General features: G+C 74.1%; 13 protein-coding genes. 5 read left to right on the forward strand and 8 right to left on the reverse strand.

Annotated features, from left to right (window positions below; all coding sequences use genetic code 11):
* Positions 1-7: 7 nt before the first annotated feature.
* Entirely contained in the window at positions 8-2230 is a 2223-nt protein-coding gene (locus NF338_RS03795) for a SpoIIE family protein phosphatase (RefSeq protein ID WP_264029573.1), read from the reverse strand.
* Positions 2231-2368: 138 nt separating this feature from the next.
* On the opposite strand from NF338_RS03795, the gene NF338_RS03800 reads away from it, so the two are divergent.
* Complete coding sequence (locus NF338_RS03800) at positions 2369-2800, forward strand: STAS domain-containing protein (RefSeq protein WP_412846023.1); 432 nt, start codon at positions 2369-2371, stop codon at positions 2798-2800.
* A gap of 160 nt (positions 2801-2960) precedes the next feature.
* On the opposite strand, the gene fbaA is transcribed toward NF338_RS03800, so the two are convergent.
* The 3 genes from fbaA to NF338_RS03815 all read right to left on the reverse strand — a co-directional run bounded on the left by fbaA (position 2961) and on the right by NF338_RS03815 (position 5682).
* Positions 2961-3983: a class II fructose-bisphosphate aldolase gene (fbaA, locus tag NF338_RS03805; RefSeq protein ID WP_264029574.1), complete on the reverse strand. Its 1023-nt coding sequence runs from the start codon at positions 3981-3983 to the stop codon at positions 2961-2963.
* 110 nt (positions 3984-4093) lie between these two features.
* Positions 4094-4843 (reverse strand): TrmH family RNA methyltransferase, encoded by a 750-nt coding sequence (locus tag NF338_RS03810; RefSeq protein WP_264029575.1) that lies wholly within the window; start codon positions 4841-4843, stop codon positions 4094-4096.
* Complete coding sequence (locus NF338_RS03815) at positions 4840-5682, reverse strand: SDR family oxidoreductase (protein ID WP_264029576.1); 843 nt, start codon at positions 5680-5682, stop codon at positions 4840-4842. Before NF338_RS03815 ends, NF338_RS03810 begins: the two co-directional genes overlap by 4 nt.
* 113 nt (positions 5683-5795) lie before the next feature.
* Here NF338_RS03815 and NF338_RS03820 point away from each other — a divergent pair, with 113 nt between their 5' ends.
* Both NF338_RS03820 and NF338_RS03825 read left to right on the forward strand, forming a co-directional pair.
* Positions 5796-6611: a VTT domain-containing protein gene (locus tag NF338_RS03820; protein ID WP_412846026.1), complete on the forward strand. Its 816-nt coding sequence runs from the start codon at positions 5796-5798 to the stop codon at positions 6609-6611.
* Position 6612: 1 nt separating this feature from the next.
* Complete coding sequence (locus NF338_RS03825; RefSeq protein ID WP_264029577.1) at positions 6613-7386, forward strand: HAD-IIA family hydrolase; 774 nt, start codon at positions 6613-6615, stop codon at positions 7384-7386.
* A gap of 80 nt (positions 7387-7466) precedes the next feature.
* Here NF338_RS03825 and NF338_RS03830 read toward each other — a convergent pair whose 3' ends face one another.
* The 3 genes from NF338_RS03830 to NF338_RS03840 form a co-directional block, all read right to left on the reverse strand.
* Positions 7467-11825: an HtaA domain-containing protein gene (locus NF338_RS03830; RefSeq protein ID WP_264029578.1), complete on the reverse strand. Its 4359-nt coding sequence runs from the start codon at positions 11823-11825 to the stop codon at positions 7467-7469.
* A gap of 178 nt (positions 11826-12003) precedes the next feature.
* A complete protein-coding gene (gene pyrE, locus NF338_RS03835) occupies positions 12004-12600 on the reverse strand; it encodes an orotate phosphoribosyltransferase (protein ID WP_374059062.1) in 597 nt (198 codons plus the stop codon).
* 51 nt (positions 12601-12651) lie between these two features.
* On the reverse strand, positions 12652-13059 hold the full coding sequence (locus NF338_RS03840; RefSeq protein ID WP_264029579.1) for a MerR family transcriptional regulator: 408 nt from the start codon (positions 13057-13059) through the stop codon (positions 12652-12654).
* Between the two features lie 47 nt (positions 13060-13106).
* Here NF338_RS03840 and NF338_RS03845 point away from each other — a divergent pair, with 47 nt between their 5' ends.
* Positions 13107-14054 carry an NAD(P)-dependent oxidoreductase gene (locus tag NF338_RS03845; protein WP_264029580.1) on the forward strand — a complete coding sequence of 316 codons (948 nt, stop codon included), beginning with the start codon at positions 13107-13109 and terminating at the stop codon, positions 14052-14054.
* 63 nt (positions 14055-14117) lie between these two features.
* On the opposite strand, the gene NF338_RS03850 is transcribed toward NF338_RS03845, so the two are convergent.
* Positions 14118-14882, reverse strand: a complete 765-nt coding sequence (locus NF338_RS03850) for an SDR family NAD(P)-dependent oxidoreductase (RefSeq protein ID WP_264029581.1) — start codon at positions 14880-14882, stop codon at positions 14118-14120.
* Between the two features lie 72 nt (positions 14883-14954).
* On the opposite strand from NF338_RS03850, the gene NF338_RS03855 reads away from it, so the two are divergent.
* The gene (locus tag NF338_RS03855; protein ID WP_264029582.1) at positions 14955-15740 is read left to right on the forward strand and encodes an exodeoxyribonuclease III; all 786 of its coding nucleotides are present in this window, start codon (positions 14955-14957) and stop codon (positions 15738-15740) included.
* Positions 15741-15744: the final 4 nt, after the last annotated feature.

The following is a 15744-nucleotide window of genomic DNA, read 5'->3' on the forward strand; positions in this document are numbered from 1 at the left end:
CGACCGGCTACCGCCCGGAGGGCCGCAGCGTCGCCCAGACGAGCTTGCCGGACGCCGTCGGGCGCCAGCCCCAGTCCGCGAGCCGCTCGACGATCTGCATGCCGAAGCCGCCCATGCGGTTCGGGTGCCCGTCCGTGGGGACGGGCGGCGCCGGGTTGGAGTCCTCGACCTCGACGCGGATGCCGTCGCCCGTGTCGAAGAGGCGCAGCGCGAGGTGCCCCCACCCGTGCAGCACACCGTTCGCCACCAGCTCGGAGACGACGAGCTCCGCGTTCGCGCTGTCGCGCACGCCCCACGCCTGGCACGTGCGCACGACGGCGTGCCGCGCGCGCCCGATCGACGCGGGCTCGCTCGGCAGGAGCCACCGGCGGCTGCGCGGGCTGAGCACGACGGCCGACGCGTCGTGCACGGGGTCGGGGATGCGCACGACGACGAGCGCGACGTCGTCCTCGGGGGCGTCCGCGAGGCGGGACAGCAGCTCCTCGCCCACGCCCGCGGCGTCGACGGCCGTCACGGCCTCGGACGCCGCGACGAGCGCCTCGAGCCCCACCCGCAGCGCGCGGTCGCGGCGCTCGATGAGGCCGTCGGTGTAGAAGACGAGCGTGTCGCCCGGCGCGAGCGCTGCGACGCCCGTCGACCGGCTCCGGCCGCCGAACCCGACGAGCGCGCCCCCGGCGTCGTCGAGCTGGGTCACCGTGCCGTCGCGCAGCAGGAGCGGGGGCAGGTGCCCGGCACGCGAGTACTCGATGCGCCACGCGTCGTCGGGCTGCTCGGCGTCGGGCTGGGTGAGCGCCGCGTACACGAGGCTCGCGGAGCGCGGGATGCGCATGCCCTGGACGAGCTGGTCGACGCGCTCGAGCACCGGCCCGGGCGTCGTGAGCTCGTACGCGTACGACCGGACGACCGAGCGGAGCTGGCCCATCGCCGCGGCCGCCTCGACGTCGTGACCCACGACGTCGCCGATGACGAGCCCGACGACGTCCGGCGCGATCTGCAGGACGTCGTACCAGTCGCCGCCCACCTGGGCGTGCTCCGAGTTGGGCGCGTAGTAGGTCCAGACGTCGAGCCCGGTCACGTCGGCCTGCTCGGGCAGCATCGCGCGCTGCAGCGTCTCGGCGAGCCGGTGCTCGCGGGCGTAGAGCCGCACGTTGTCGATCGCGGTGCCGGCCCGGCGCGCGATGATCTGCAGGAGCGTGCGCACGCCCTCGCGCGCCTCCGCCTCGGTACCGAGCCCGTGGGGGCCCGCCTCGGAGGTGTCGCCCGTGACGAGCAGGCCGAGGATGCGGCGTCGTCCCGGGACAGCCGTGACGGTGACGGTACCCGGCCGGTGCGGCAGGCCGGAGAGGCGGTGGTGCAGGTCGCGCTGGAGCCAGCCGGAGGCCGACCACTGCGGGTACGTGGCGGACAGGTCGAGGGTCACGGGGCCCTCGATGCGCCCGTCCAGGACGTCCTGGACGCGGTCGGGCACGTCGACGAGGCGCACGCGCGGCAGAGAGCCGGTGACGGCGGCGGAGTCACCGAGCGCGTCGGTCGTGTGCAGGCCGGGTGCGACGGGGTACGCCCCGGGCGTGTAGCGGCCGTGGCGTTGCCCGCGCCCGCTCGGGGGCGCGGCGGTGTCGACGCCCTCCGCGTACCGGAGCCCGTCGTCGTTGAGGTAGAAGCCGGCCCAGTCGACGACGTACCCGGCGAGGAGCTCGGTGATGTCGCGCAGCGCGTACGGCTGGTCGAGGTCGGCGAGGAGGTCCGAGCTGCGGGAGACGACGTCGAGCACCGCGCGCTCGCGCCGCTCCAGCGCGAGCGACGCGACCTGGGCCGCGTACCGCTCGAGGTGCTCGGAGACGTCGACCTGCACCCCGACCCAGTGGGTGACGGTGCCGTCCGGGCCGGCGAGCGGGGCGAGCGAGAGCTGGGTCCACACGGGGGAGCCGTCGCGGCGCAGGGCGCGGACGGTGTGCGTGATCTCGCGCTCCTCCGTGATGGCCGCGCGCAGCTCCTGCGCCTCCACCGGCTCCGAGAGGAGGGACTCGAGGACGTGCGGGCTGCGGCCCAGGACCTCGGCGGCGGCGAACCCGGTCTGGCGCTCGAACGCGGCGTTCACCCACACGATCGGCATCTCGTCCGAGCGCGGCCCGGTGACGAACATCGCGACGCCCGCGCCCTCCATCGCGCGCGTGCACAGCTCCTGGACGTGCGCGGGCAGGTCGGTGCCGAGCCCCGGCGAGCTGCCCATCGTCACCTCCGACGGTCCGTGCGTCGATCGTCTGGAAACCGACGCCACGGTCGCGTTACTGTCCCGACTGGACATTCAACCGTAGATTGGTGCTTCCCGAGACCGGAACGGGTCGGGACCACGCAGAGAGGAGCGCCGGTGCGCGAAGGTACACCCTCGGCCGCCGACCGTCCGGTCGGCGTCGCCGGCGACCCCGCCGGGGCGGGCGACCCGGCGAGCGTGCACGTCATCGTGGGGACGACGCGGGCACGCATCGTCCTCTCGGGCGAGATCGACGCCGACCTCGGCGCCGACCTCCAGGAGGCGACCGCCGCGGCGGAGGACTCCGGGCTCCCGGTCGAGATCGACGCGCACCACGTCACCTTCATGGACTCGTCCGGTGTGGCGTTCCTCGCACGCCTCGCGTCGCGCGGCCCGCACCGGGTCCGTGTCCTGCGCGCCCCGCCGACGGTCCGGTTCCTCCTCGAGGTGACCCGCATCGGCGAGCTGCTCGACATCGTCGACGTGGACCCCGGCTTCGACCTCGACGAGCCCGCGGGCACGGGCAACGGCTCCGACGCCACGGACTGACGTCGGCGCCGCCTGCCGCGCGGTCGCGACAGACGGTCACCGGCCACGCACCACCTGTGCGGCCCGCACCGGGCACGACGCACGACGACGAAGGCCCCCGGTCCGAACGGACCGGGGGCCTTCGCACGTCCGGAGCCGGCGCACGCCGGCTCTCGGGGTGTCAGCGGATCTTGTTGCCCGCCGAGCGCAGCTGCTGCGACGCCTCGATGATGCGGGCGGCCATGCCGGCCTCGGCCAGCTTGCCCCAGGCGCGCGGGTCGTAGGCCTTCTTGTTGCCGACCTCGCCGTCGACCTTCAGGACGCCGTCGTAGTTCGAGAACATGTGGCCGACGACCGGACGCGTGAACGCGTACTGCGTGTCCGTGTCGATGTTCATCTTGATGACGCCGTAGTCGACCGCGGCCGAGATCTCCTCGGCCGTGGAGCCGGAGCCGCCGTGGAAGACGAGGTCGAACGGGTTCGCCTTGCCGACCTTCGCGCCGACGGCCTCCTGGATCTCCTTGAGGATCTCCGGGCGGAGCTTGACCGCGCCCGGCTTGTACACGCCGTGCACGTTGCCGAACGTGAGGGCCGTCAGGTAGCGGCCCTTCTCGCCCGTGCCGAGGGCCGCGATCGTCGCGAGGCCGTCCTCGACCGTCGTGTAGAGCTTCTCGTTGATCTCGGCCTCGTGGCCGTCCTCCTCGCCCCCGACGACGCCGACCTCGATCTCGAGGATCGTGCGCGCCGCCTGCGAGAGCTCGAGGAGCTCCGCCGCGATGGTGAGGTTCTCGTCCAGCGGGACGTCCGAGCCGTCGTACATGTGCGACTGGAACGTCGGCAGGCCGCCGTTCTTCACCTGCTCGGCCTCGATGGCCAGGAGCGGGCGGACCCAGGAGTCGAGGTTCTTCTTGACGCAGTGGTCGGTGTGGATCGCGATCTGCACGGGGTAGCTGTTCGCGACCTCGCGCGCGTACGCCGCGAGCGCGAGCGAACCGGCGATGCGGTCCTTGACCGTCGAACCCGAGCCGTACTCGGCGCCGCCCACGGAGACCTGGATGATGCCGTCGGACTCGGCCTCGGCGAAGCCCTGGAGCGCGGCGGTGATGGTCTGCGACGAGGTGATGTTGACGGCCGGGTAGGCGAACGAGCCTGCCTTCGCCCGGTCGATCATCTCGGCGTAGACCTCGGGGGTAGCGATGGGCATGCGAAGCTCCTGTGGAGTCGTGCGGGGTGGACTGTCGGGTCAAAGTCTGGCATGGATGACAGCGCGAGCGTCAGGGCCGTTCGACCTGTGGTCGCCCGGTGACCACGCCTCTACCTCGCGCCGCCGCCCGGGGCGAGGTGCCGCGCGGCCCACGCGTGCAGGGCGATCGCGCCCGCCGCCCCGGCGTTGATCGAGCGGGTCGAGCCGTGCTGGGTGATGTGCAGGACGTCGCGGCACGCCGCGACCGCCTCGGGCGTGAGCCCGGTCGACTCCTGGCCGAGCAGCAGCACGCACGACGCGGGCAGCGCGTAGCCCTCGATCGGGACGGAGCCCGGGAGGTTGTCGACGCCCAGGAGTGGCAGCCCCTCCGCCGCGGCCCAGGCGGCGAGGCCGTCGACGGACGCGTGGTGGTGCACGTGGAGGTAGCGGTCGGTGACCATCGCGCCGCGGCGGTTCCACCGGCGCCGCCCGACGACGTGCACGCCCGCCGTGTTGAACGCGTTCGCCGTGCGCACCACGGACCCGATGTTGAGGTCGTGCGCCCAGTTCTCGATCGCGACGTGCAGGGAGCGCGCGGGGTCGCGCCGCGCGTCGAGGTCCGCCACGACGGCCTCGACGGTCCAGTAGCGGTAGGCGTCGACGACGTTGCGCCGGTCGCCGTGCGCGAGCAGCTCGGGGTCGTAGCGCGGGTCCACGCGGGTCGCCCCGGGCTGGCCCTCGGGGTCCGGGACGCGCGGCCACGCGTCCGGCCCACCGGGCCACGGCCCCACCCCCACCTCGCGCTCCTCGGCGTGCTCGTCGTCCCCGACGGCGGGTCGCGCCCCGGGCGGCTCCGCACGCACCCCGTCGGACGGCGTCATGCGCGCTCCCGCAGCCACTCGCGGTACGTGAGCGTCCCGTAGCGGTGGTCGGGCACGAGGTTGCGGCCCGCGCGGAAGAACTCTCCCAGGGGGCCGGGCAGCGGCACACCGACGACCGGCCGACGCGAGCCGTGCGCCGCGCGCCAGGCGCGCGCCATGTCGCGCGCGTCGAGGACCTCCGGGCCGCCGATCGTCACGGTCGTCGCGGCAGGGCCGGGTCCTGGCACGCCGCGCCCGGGCAGCGTCCCCTCGGCGGCGTCGACGAGCGCCCGCGCGACGTCGGCGAGCGCGATCGGCTGGAACCGCACCCCGCGCGGCACGGGCAGGAGTCCGAGGCGCGTCCATCGGCCGAGCCGTCCGTCGCGCCCGAGGAAGATCTCGAGGAACTCGTGGAACTGGGTCGCGCGCACGACCGTCGTCGGGACGCCGCCGGACGACAGGACCCGCTCCTGCTCGGCCTTCGCGCGGTAGTACCCGTAGTCCCCCTGGTCGACGTTCACGATGGAGAGCACGACGACGCGGCCCACCCCGGCGCGCCGTGCCGCCGCCGCGAGGCGGCCCGCCCCCACCGAGAAGACCTTCATCGCCCCCGGCGACATCCCGTTGCTCGCGTCGACCACCGCGTCGACGCCTGCGAACGCCGCGTCGAGCGCGGTCGCGACCGTGCCGTCGTCGGACCCGAGGAGATCGACGCGGTGGTGCGTCGTCCCGGGGACCCGCGCCCCGTCGTCGGGCACGTGCCGCGAGAGCACACGCACGTCATGGCCGCGCGCGACGGCCTCCCGCACGACGGCGCGACCTGCCGCGCCGGTCCCGCCCACCACCGCGATGCTCGCCATGACGGACATTCTGCCCGGTACGCACCCCGCCGCTCCGGCCGCGCGAGACCTTCACGGCCGGTGCACACCCGGCGTCGGGGACGAGCGCACCGCCCCCACTACGCTGGTGACCCGTGAACACCCTCGCCGAGCTCGTCTCCGCCCTGCCCGGGGCCGCGCACGCCGCGGGCCTCGGCGCCGCCGGACCCGTCGCCGCCCTGGGCCCGGACTGGATGGACCCGATGTCGCTCATCGAGCGCTTCGGCGACGCCGCGCTCGTCGGCATCGTGGTCGTCATCTTCATCGAGACGGGCCTGCTGTTCCCGATCCTGCCGGGCGACTCGCTGCTGTTCACCGCGGGCGCGCTCGTCGCGCAGGACTCGCTGCAGATCAGCCTGCCCGTGCTGCTCCTCCTGCTCTTCGCGGCGGCGTTCCTCGGTGACCAGACGGCGTACCTCATCGGGCGCACCGTCGGGCCCAAGGTGTTCGACCGGCCGGACTCGCGGTTCTTCAAGCGCAAGTACATCGACCAGACCAACGCCTACTTCGAGAAGTACGGCGGCCGGACGATCGTCATCGCGCGCTTCGTGCCCATCGTGCGCACGTACGCGCCCGTCGCCGCGGGCGTCGGCAAGATGCACTACCGGCACTTCGTGGGGTTCAACGCGCTCGGCGCGCTGCTGTGGGCCGTGGGCCTCACGTGGCTCGGCTACCTGCTCGGCAACATCACGTTCGTCAAGGACAACATCGAGGCGCTCGTCCTGCTCATCGTGTTCCTCTCGGTGATCCCGATGATCGTGGAGGTCTGGCGCGGGCGCCGCGCCGAGAAGCGGGCCGCGGCGCTCGAGGCGCAGATCGCGGCCGACGCGGCGGGGACCGACGGCGAGCCGGCCGTCACCGAGGGCACGACCGCCGTCGGGCACGGCGAGACGGACGGGAAGGACGCCTGAGATGACACGAGAGATCACGAGCTGGCTGACGGACATGGACGGCGTGCTCGTCCACGAGGGGCACGCGATCCCCGGCGCCCCGGAGTTCGTGCGGGCGCTGCGCGACAAGGGCCGCCCGTTCCTCATCCTCACGAACAACTCGATCTTCACGGCGCGCGACCTGCGCGCGCGCCTCGCGACGTCGGGGATCGACGTCCCCGAGGAGTCGATCTGGACGTCGGCGCTCGCCACCGCCCAGTTCCTCAGCGACCAGATCCCGAACGGCAGCGCGTACGCGGTCGGAGAGGCGGGGCTGACGACGGCGCTCTACGAGGCGGGCTACACGCTCACCGAGTCCGACCCGGACTACGTGGTGCTGGGCGAGACGCGCACGTACTCGTTCGAGGCGATCACCAAGGCGATCCGCCTCATCCTCGGCGGCTCGCGGTTCATCTGCACCAACCCCGACACGACCGGCCCGTCCCAGGAGGGCCCGCTGCCCGCGACGGGCGCGGTGGCGGCGATGATCACGGCGGCGACGGGCCGCAAGCCGTACTTCGTCGGCAAGCCGAACCCCATGATGTTCCGTTCCGCGCTCAACCGGATCGACGCGCACTCGGAGAAGACGGCGATGATCGGCGACCGCATGGACACCGACGTCGTCGCGGGCATCGAGGCCGGGCTGTACACGTACCTCGTCATGACGGGGTCCACGAAGATGTCCGACGTCGACCGGTTCCCGTTCCGGCCGAGCAAGGTCGTCGACTCCGTCGCGGACCTCGTCGACCTGGTCTGAGGCCCACCGCTCTCCCGCACGCACGACGGCGCCCGGTCACCTCGCGAGGTGACCGGGCGCCGTCGTGCGGGGCCGGTGGCTCAGGCGGTCGCGACCGCCTGCACACGACCCGCGCGACGGCGCCGCACGGCGAGGATCGCCCCGCCCGTGAGGAGCAGGGTCCCGGCGAGGAGCGCGAGGCTGCCCGCGTCCGTGCCGGTCGAGGCGAGCGCACCGGAGTACGCGTCGCACTCGACGTCGCCGCCGACCGGGAAGGCGAACGTCACGGGCGAGAGCGCGGTGCCGGCCTCGTAGAACCCGGCGAAGGCCTTCGCCCCGGCGGCCGTGAGGGTCGCGGGAGCCCCGCTCCACGTGATCGTGGAACCCGACGTCGACTTCTTGCCCGACAGGTCCAGGCTCGCGAACGCGACGCCGCTCGACGAGGACGTGTTGCCCTCCATGTCGCTGCTCCGGACGTCGACCACGAGCGTGCCCGACGAGCCGTTCACGACGACACGCGGGTTGCTGATCCGCAGGTCGAGGATGCCCTCGTGGCCGGAGAACGACACCGAGCCGCCGAAGCTCGCGCGGCCCTTGCCGAGGTCCGTGTTGAACGAGCCCTTGCCGCCGCTCCACGTGAACGCCGAGCCGGTGTCGCCGACGCCGCTCGTCGAGACGGAGCCCTTCGCGATCGGTCCGGTGACGTACGCGCGGAACCGGTCGCTCACGCCCCACGAGAGGGTCGCGCCGTTGACGCCCTGGGCGAAGCACTGCTCCGCCGCGCTGCCCGTGCCGGTTCCGGCGGTCCCGGTGCCGACGATCGTGATGGGGGCGGACGCCGTGTGGTTCGCGCCGATCAGCAGCAGCATGTGCTCGCCCGGGGCGACGTCCGTCGGGATCGTCACCGTGGAGGTCGCGGCCCCGCCGGCGTTCGCCGTGACGCCCGTCGCGAGCGTGCGCGGGGTCGAGCGGATCTCCGTGCGGATCCCCGCCTCGTGCGCGCCGAACCCGACGCCGCTGATCGTGACCTCGTCACCCGGGCGGGCCTGCGCCACCGAGAGCGTCGCCGTCGCCGGGTCGGTCGGCGCCCCCGGCGTCCCGGTGCCCGGGGTGCCGATGGTGCCGCCGTCACCGGGGCCGGTCGACGCCGCGCCGACGGTGAACGTCACCAGGTCGAGCGCGGTGCCCGCCGGGTAGAAGCCGGAGAACGCGAGCGAGCCGTCGGCCGTGAGCGTCGCCGCGGCCTTCGTGTAGGTCACGGCCCCGTCCGCGCTCGTCGTCGGCGCACCGAGCGCGAGCGTCGCGAAGACGACGCCCTGGCGGTCGAACGTCGAGCCGTCGAGCCCCGTCGAGCGCGCGTCCACGAGCAGGCGGCCAGCGCCCGGTCCGGTGACGTCGACGACCGGGTTCGTCAGCGCGAGGTCCAGCGCGCCCGAGTGGCCCGTGAAGCGGACCGTCCCGCTGTACTTCGCCGTGCCACGGCCCGACGCCGAGGTCCACGTGCCGCCGTCGGCCTGGCCGAAGCGGAAGAGACCGTCGACGACGCTCGCACCGCTCGTCGCCGTCGCGCCGCCGCCCGCGACCGGTCCGACGATGTAGCTGCGGAACGACTCCTTGACGCCCCAGGTCAGGGCGCCCGCCGTCGTCGGAGCGGTCGGCTTCGCCGTGACGGTGACCGTGACCGGAGCCGAGACCGAGCCGACGAACGCGGCGGGGTCCGCCGGCACGAACGTCGCCGTGACGACGTGCTTCCCCACGGCGAGGCCGGTCGCCCGGTGCGTCGCGGCGCCGTCGGTGACGACCGCCGTGCCGAGGGTCGTGTCGCCGTCGGTGAAGCGGACCGTGCCGGCCGCCTGCGGGGTGACCGTCGCCGTCAGCGTCACCGCCGTGCCCTCGACGGCCGAGGTCGCCGAGGAGGCGAGGGTCGTCGTGGTCGGTCGAGCCCCCGGAGCCGGGGCCGTGACGGTGAGCGTCGTGCTGCCCGTCACGCCGAGCTCGGACGTCACGACGACGGGGACGGGCCCCGCGGCGGCGTCGGCCGGAACCGTGAGCAGGATCGTGGTGCCGTCGCGCGAGTAGGTCGCGGCCTTGCCGCCGAACGTCACGCCCTTGACGGCGTCGCCCTCGACGAGGCCCCCCACGGTGAGCCGGACGGTGCCGCCGGCCTCGACCGTCGTCGCTGCGGGCGTCACCGTGAGCGACGCGGGGGCGTCGAACGCGACGGGAGCGAAGAGCTCCTGGTCCGCGTTGCTCACGCCGCCCGCGCCGTACGTGTAGACGCCGTACCGGCCGCCGTCGAGCAGCCCCGGGCTCTTCACCACGAGCCGCGCCTCGAACGTGCCGTCCGCGGCGATGTCCGTCCACTGTGCGCGGACCACCGACTGGTACTGGGCGGGGACCTGGTCGAGCACCGGCTCGGCGAGGGCCCACACCTGGGAACCGACCTTGCGCGACGACGACGCGGCCCCCTCGGACGGCCGCCACTGCTCGGCGAAGCTGCCGAACACGACGTACGTGCCCTGCGGCAGCGTCGCCGGGATCGGGACGCCGCGGCCACCCACGTTCGCCGCGGGGTCGAAGCCCGAGCCGCGGACGACGATCGTGTCGCCCACCGAGACCTCGGCGTCGCCGAGCGGCGTCACGCCGTCCTCGGCGAAGACCGCGATCTCGGGCTCCCAGACGGGAGCCGCGGGCTCGGTCGTGAAGGCGACGGGCGCGTAGAGCTCCTGGGCGGCGTTCACCGTGCCGCCCGCGGCGTAGGTGTAGACGCCGTAGCGGCCGCCGTCGAGCTCGAGCTCGCTCGCAACGAGCTCGGCCGTGAACGTGCCGTCCTCGGAGAGCTCGGCCCACTGGCCGCGGATCGCGCCCTGGTAGCGCGGGTCGACCTGGTCGAGCGCCGCGGACGCGAGCGCCCACTGCTGCGACCCGGCCTTGCGCGCGGACGATGCCACGCCCTGGGACGGCCGCCACTGAGGCGCGAACTTGCCGAACACCACGTAGGTGCCGGCGGGGATGCCGCCGGAGATCGGCGGGCGGTTGCCCGCGGGCGCGACGTTCGCCTCCGGGTCGAAGCCCGAGCCCTTGACGACGATCTTGTCGTCCGGGCGCACGGGGGCGTCGCCGAGCGGGGTGGTGCCGTCGGCGGCGAACAGCTCGATCGACGGCTCCCAGCCAGGCTCGGGGGTCGTGGCGCCCTGCACCGCGACGGGCGTGAACGTGTCGAGGCTGCGGTCGGTCACGGAGAGCCCGTGGGCGGCGGACGTCGCGACCACGTACTCCTTCGCCGGGTCGAGCGTGCCCGCCGGGACGGTGAGGGTCGTGGTGAACGCGCCCGCGCGCACCTGCTGCGGCATCACCCAGCCCTGGGCGAGCCAGCCGCTCGCGACGAGCGGGCCGCTGCCGTCCCAGATCGCCGCGTCTCCGAGGAGCACGTACGCACCGTTCGCGGCGCCCGCGCCGACGAAGCCGGTGCCGGAGATCGTGAAGGTGGTCTCCACCGCCGGGTCCACCGGGGTCGACGGCGAGACGGTCACCACGGGGTCGGCGACCGGCTCGGGCTCGGTCGCGGGCGCCGTCACCGCGTGCGCGACGCCACCGGAGGCGGACGCCACGAACGCCGCCGGGTCGGCGGGCGTGAACGCCGCGCTCAGCTCGTGCCCGCCCGCAGCGAGGGCAGACGTCTCCAGGCGCGCGACGCCGTCGGTCACGGGCGCGGTGCCGAGCGCGGAACCGCCGTCGCGGAACTCGACCGTGCCTGCGGCGGCGGGCGCGACGGTCGCGGCGAGAGTCACGGTCTCGCCCGCGACCGACGTGCCCGCGGGCGTCACTGCGAGAGTCGTCGTGGTCGCCTCGGCCGGCGCGACCGACTCGGGGGACTCGACGCGTGCGGTCAGCGTCGCGATCGGCTTGCCCGCGTACGACGAGAAGTAGGAGGAGACGTCGCCGAGCGACGCGGCCACGGTCCCGTTCGCCACGAACGTCACCTGGTCGCCGTCGCGCGTCGCCGACACGGCGACGTCTGCGACCTTGGCATCGTCGCCCGCGCCGGCGGTCACCGTGCCCGCGAAGTCGGCGTAGAGGACGCCGGTCGCGGGCCCGGTGAGGTCGAGGCGCAGGTCGGAGACGGTCACGTCGAGCGCGCCGTGGTGGCCCTGGTAGCGGGTCGATCCGCCGAGCCGCACCGAGCCCGCGCCGGACGCGTCGTCGTACGTGCCGGACGCGGGACCGTAGGAGGACTGCCCGCCCTGGAGGGCCGGCGTGACCGTGCCCTGCGCGATCGGGCCGGTGACGTACGACGTCCACGAGTCGACGAAGTTCCAGGTGGCCGAGCCGCCCGTCACGTCGGTCGGGGCCGCCTGCGCGGGGGCCCCCGCGCCCGCGACGGTCAGGCCGGCGGCGAGCGCCGCGGCGAGGAAGGAGGCGAGGCCGCGACGGACGCGTCTCGACGGTGAAGTGGGCACAAGGTCTCCCGTGCTGGTCCGGGGCGAGGTCCCGGCGGGAGCGGGACCGACGATTCCGGGGCGCGCTGCGGCGCCCCGTCGTGACGGACCATATAAGGCTCGCCTCACCAAAGCAAGGTAAGCCTGACCTACCCAGGTGTGACACACGACTCGTCACACCCGGGCAGGCCGGGACGGCTCAGGCGAGGCCGAGGTCCTCCAGGCTGAACAGGAAGTGGTACGGCACGCCGAGCGCCTCGATCTTCTCGCCCGCGCCCGTCGCGCGGTCGACGATCGTCGCCACCCCGACGACCTCGCCCCCGGCGGCGCGCACGGCCTCGATCGCCGTGATCGGCGACCCGCCCGTCGTCGTCGTGTCCTCGACGACGACGACCTTGCGGCCCGCGACGTCCGGGCCCTCGATCTGCCGCTGCATGCCGTGCGCCTTGGCCGCCTTGCGCACGACGAACGCGTCGAGGTCCTGCCCGCGCGAGGCCGCGGCGTGCAGGAGCGCGGTCGCGATGGGGTCGGCACCGAGCGTCAGCCCGCCGACGGCGTCGACCTCCGCCGTCCCGAGACCCTGCTCCTCGAGGAGGTCCAGGAGCTGGTGCCCGATGAGGGGCGCCGCGCGGTGGTGCAGCGTCACGCGCCGCAGGTCGACGTAGTAGTCCGCCTCCTTGCCGGAGGAGAGCGTCACCCGGCCGTGCACGACGGCGAGCTCACGGATCAGGGCGAGCAGCTGCTCGCGGGGCGTCGAGGCGAGCGTCGAGGCGGAGTCAGTAGTCACGGTCGCCAGGGTAGTCGGCGGGGCGCCGACCGTCAGGACTGCCCGGGCACGCCCGGCTCCTCACGCGTGGGCCGGCTCCGCAGGGATCGCGCCGAAGGGCCCGTACGTCGTGGCTCCCACCCGCTCGGCGTCGTCGATGTAGCGGACCAGGGCCTCGCGGGATCGGGTCAGCGTGTCGATCTGGTCGTCCACGCGACGCAGCCGCGCCCTCAGTGCGGTCAGCAGCTCGGGGCAGCCCACGAGCTCCGGGGCCTCTCCGGTCGCGCACGGCAGCAGGTAGGCGATGTCCTCGGTGGACAGCCCGGCGTCGAGCAGGTGCCGGATCTGCGTCACCTTGACGAGGTCTGCCTGGTCGTACCGGCGGTACCCGGCCGCGGTGCGACCCGGTGCCAGCAGCCCCTGCGCCTCGTAGTACCGCAGCTGGTGGGCCTTGACCCCGCTCCGACGGCTCAGCTCTCCGATGTGCACGACGCCCCCTTGACCTTCATACCGGTCTGAACGTTCACCATGCTGCCATGGCACACCACGCGAGCACCCGGACGAGCACCGAGACGAGCACCGAGACCAGCACCGAGACCAGTACCGAGACGAGCACCGACGTCACGATCATCGGCCTGGGACTGATGGGCAGGGCACTGGCAGACGCCGTCCTGGCGGCGGGGCACCGGGTGACGGTCTGGAACCGCACGGCCGCGAAGGCCGAGGGGCTCGTCTCCCGAGGCGCGCGGCTCGCCGAATCGGTCGAGAGCGCGGTCCTCGCGAGCCCCGTGAGCATCGTCTGCGTCGCGGACTACGAGTCGCTCCAGCAAGCGTTCGCGTCGGTCTCCGGGGAGCTCGACGGCCGCGTCCTGGTCAACCTGACCTCGGGCGACCCGGAGCAGGCCCGCGAGCTGGCCCGGTGGGCGGACCAGGGAAGCGCCCGCTCCCTCGACGGCGCGATCATGGCGGTCCCCTCGACCATCGGCACCGCTGACGCGATCATCCTGCTGAGCGGTTCGAGGGCGGCCTTCGAGACCCACCAGCCCCTGCTCGCCGCACTCGGAGACGCGACCTTCCTCGGCGACGACCACGGCCTGTCGGCGCTGTACGACGTCGCCGGCCTCAGCGTGATGTGGGGCGTCCTGAACGCGTGGCTCCAGGGGGTGGCCCTGCTCGGGACCGCCGATGTCGACGCATCCACCTTCACGCCCTTCGCGACACAGGTCGCGCAGGAGACGGTCGGATGGCTGTCCGGCTATGCCGACCAGGTCGACCGCGGCTCCTACCCGCCCGACGACGCGACGCTCGCCACCCACGCGGGCGGGATCGCCCACCTCGTCCGGGTGAGCGAGCGGCTGGGCGTCGACGCGGAGCTCCCGCGGCTGTTCCAGTCGCTGGTGGCCCGGGCGCTCGCCGCGGGCCAGGGGGACCAGAGCTACGCCGCGCTGATCGAGCAGCTCACCCCGGGTGCGAGGACCTCCTGAGGGACGCGAGCGAGGGAGCGGACGTCCGAGGGCACCGGCGTCGCCGACGCCTGGCCGGGGACCTCAGCGGTACTTGCCGATCGCGCGGACGGCCGAGCGCGGCATCGCGCGCAGGGCGGCCGACGCGACGCGGTAGCGCACCGACGGGGTCGAGATGACGACCCCGCGCCGCACGTCCGCGAGCGCCGCGGCGACCACCCGGTCGGCGTCGAGCCACGCGAGGTCCGGCAGGACGGACTTGTCGATGCCGGCGCGGTCGTGGAACTCCGTGTGCGTGAAGCCCGGGCAGAGCACGGTCGCGGTGACGCCGGTGCCGTGCAGCTCGACGGCGAGACCCTCCGTGAACGAGCGCACCCACGCCTTCGCGGCCGCGTAGGTGCCGCCCGCGGTGAGGGCCGCGACGGACGCGACGTTGAGGATCGCGCCCCGCCCCCGCGCGGTCATCTGACCGGCGGCGGCGTGGGACAGGACCAGGACGGCGCGCACCATGACGTCGAGCGCACGGAGCTCGACGTCGAGGTCGCCGTCCACGAAGTGCTGCTGGGTCGCGAAGCCCGCGTTGTTCACGAGCAGCCCGACCGGGCGCTCGTCCGGGCCGCCGGGAGAGGCGAGCCGCTCGGCCACGCGCGCGACGTCGTCGGGCACGGAGAGGTCCGCCGGCAGGACCTGGACGCGCACGCCCGCGGCGGCCCGGATCTGGCCCGCGACCTCCTCGAGGCGCGCCTCGTCGCGCGCGACGAGCACGAGGTCGTGCCGCGCCGTGGCGAGCTGCCACGCGAACTCCAGGCCCAGGCCGGCGCTCGCGCCGGTGATGAGTGCTGTCGCCATGGCCACAGCCTACGGGCGGCGGCGCCCGGACCCGGCCGCCACACGGCCGCCGACGTCGGTACGGTGGGGCCCGTGCGCCTCGCGACCTGGAACATCAACTCCGTCCGCGCCCGGGTCGACCGGGCGATCGCGTTCCTCGAGCGGACCGGGACCGACGTCCTCGCGCTCCAGGAGACCAAGTGCGCCGACGCGCAGTTCCCCGTCGCGCCGTTCGAGGCGGCGGGGTACGAGGTCGCGCACGTGGGCGTGAACCAGTGGAACGGCGTCGCGGTCGTCTCGCGCGTCGGCCTGGACGACGTCGAGACCTCCTTCCCGGGCCAGCCCGCCTTCGGCGAGAAGGTCGAGGCGCGCGCGCTCGGCGCGACGTGCGGGGGCGTGCGCGTGTGGAGCCTCTACGTCCCCCACGGCCGCGAGATCGGGGACCCGCACTACGCGTACAAGCTGGCGTGGCTCGACGAGCTCCGCGCACGGGCGGCGGGCTGGCTCGCGGACGACCCGGCGGCGCAGGTCGCCCTGGTCGGCGACTGGAACGTGGCCCCGCTGGACACCGACGTGTGGGACGTCGCGTACTTCGCGGGCAAGACGCACGTGACGCCGGCCGAGCGCGACGCGTTCGCGGCGTTCGGCGCCGCGGGGTACACCGAGGTCACGCGCGAGGCGCTCCCTGCCGAGCACACGTACACGTACTGGGACTACCAACGGCTGCGGTTCCCGCGGAACGAGGGCATGCGGATCGACTTCGCCTACCTCTCCCCCGCCGCTCGCGCCCGGGTGACCGGCGTGGCGATCGACCGCGACGAGCGCAAGGGCAAGGGCGCCTCGGACCACGTGCCGGTGGTCGTCGACCTCGCCGACTGACACC

This window comes from Cellulosimicrobium sp. SH8, assembly GCF_025818875.1.
In the GTDB taxonomy this organism is placed as follows: domain Bacteria; phylum Actinomycetota; class Actinomycetes; order Actinomycetales; family Cellulomonadaceae; genus Cellulosimicrobium; species Cellulosimicrobium cellulans_D.

What these genes read in the sequence shown, in the direction of transcription:
- fbaA (WP_264029574.1), bottom strand. Translation starts at nt 3,983, where the DNA reads ATGCCCATCGCTACCCCCGAGGTCTACGCCGAGATGATCGACCGGGCG.
- NF338_RS03810 (WP_264029575.1), bottom strand. Translation starts at nt 4,843, where the DNA reads ATGACGCCGTCCGACGGGGTGCGTGCGGAGCCGCCCGGGGCGCGACCC.
- NF338_RS03825 (WP_264029577.1), top strand. Translation starts at nt 6,613, where the DNA reads ATGACACGAGAGATCACGAGCTGGCTGACGGACATGGACGGCGTGCTC.
- NF338_RS03850 (WP_264029581.1), bottom strand. Translation starts at nt 14,882, where the DNA reads ATGGCGACAGCACTCATCACCGGCGCGAGCGCCGGCCTGGGCCTGGAG.
- NF338_RS03795 (WP_264029573.1), bottom strand. Translation starts at nt 2,230, where the DNA reads ATGGGCAGCTCGCCGGGGCTCGGCACCGACCTGCCCGCGCACGTCCAG.
- NF338_RS03815 (WP_264029576.1), bottom strand. Translation starts at nt 5,682, where the DNA reads ATGGCGAGCATCGCGGTGGTGGGCGGGACCGGCGCGGCAGGTCGCGCC.
- NF338_RS03845 (WP_264029580.1), top strand. Translation starts at nt 13,107, where the DNA reads ATGGCACACCACGCGAGCACCCGGACGAGCACCGAGACGAGCACCGAG.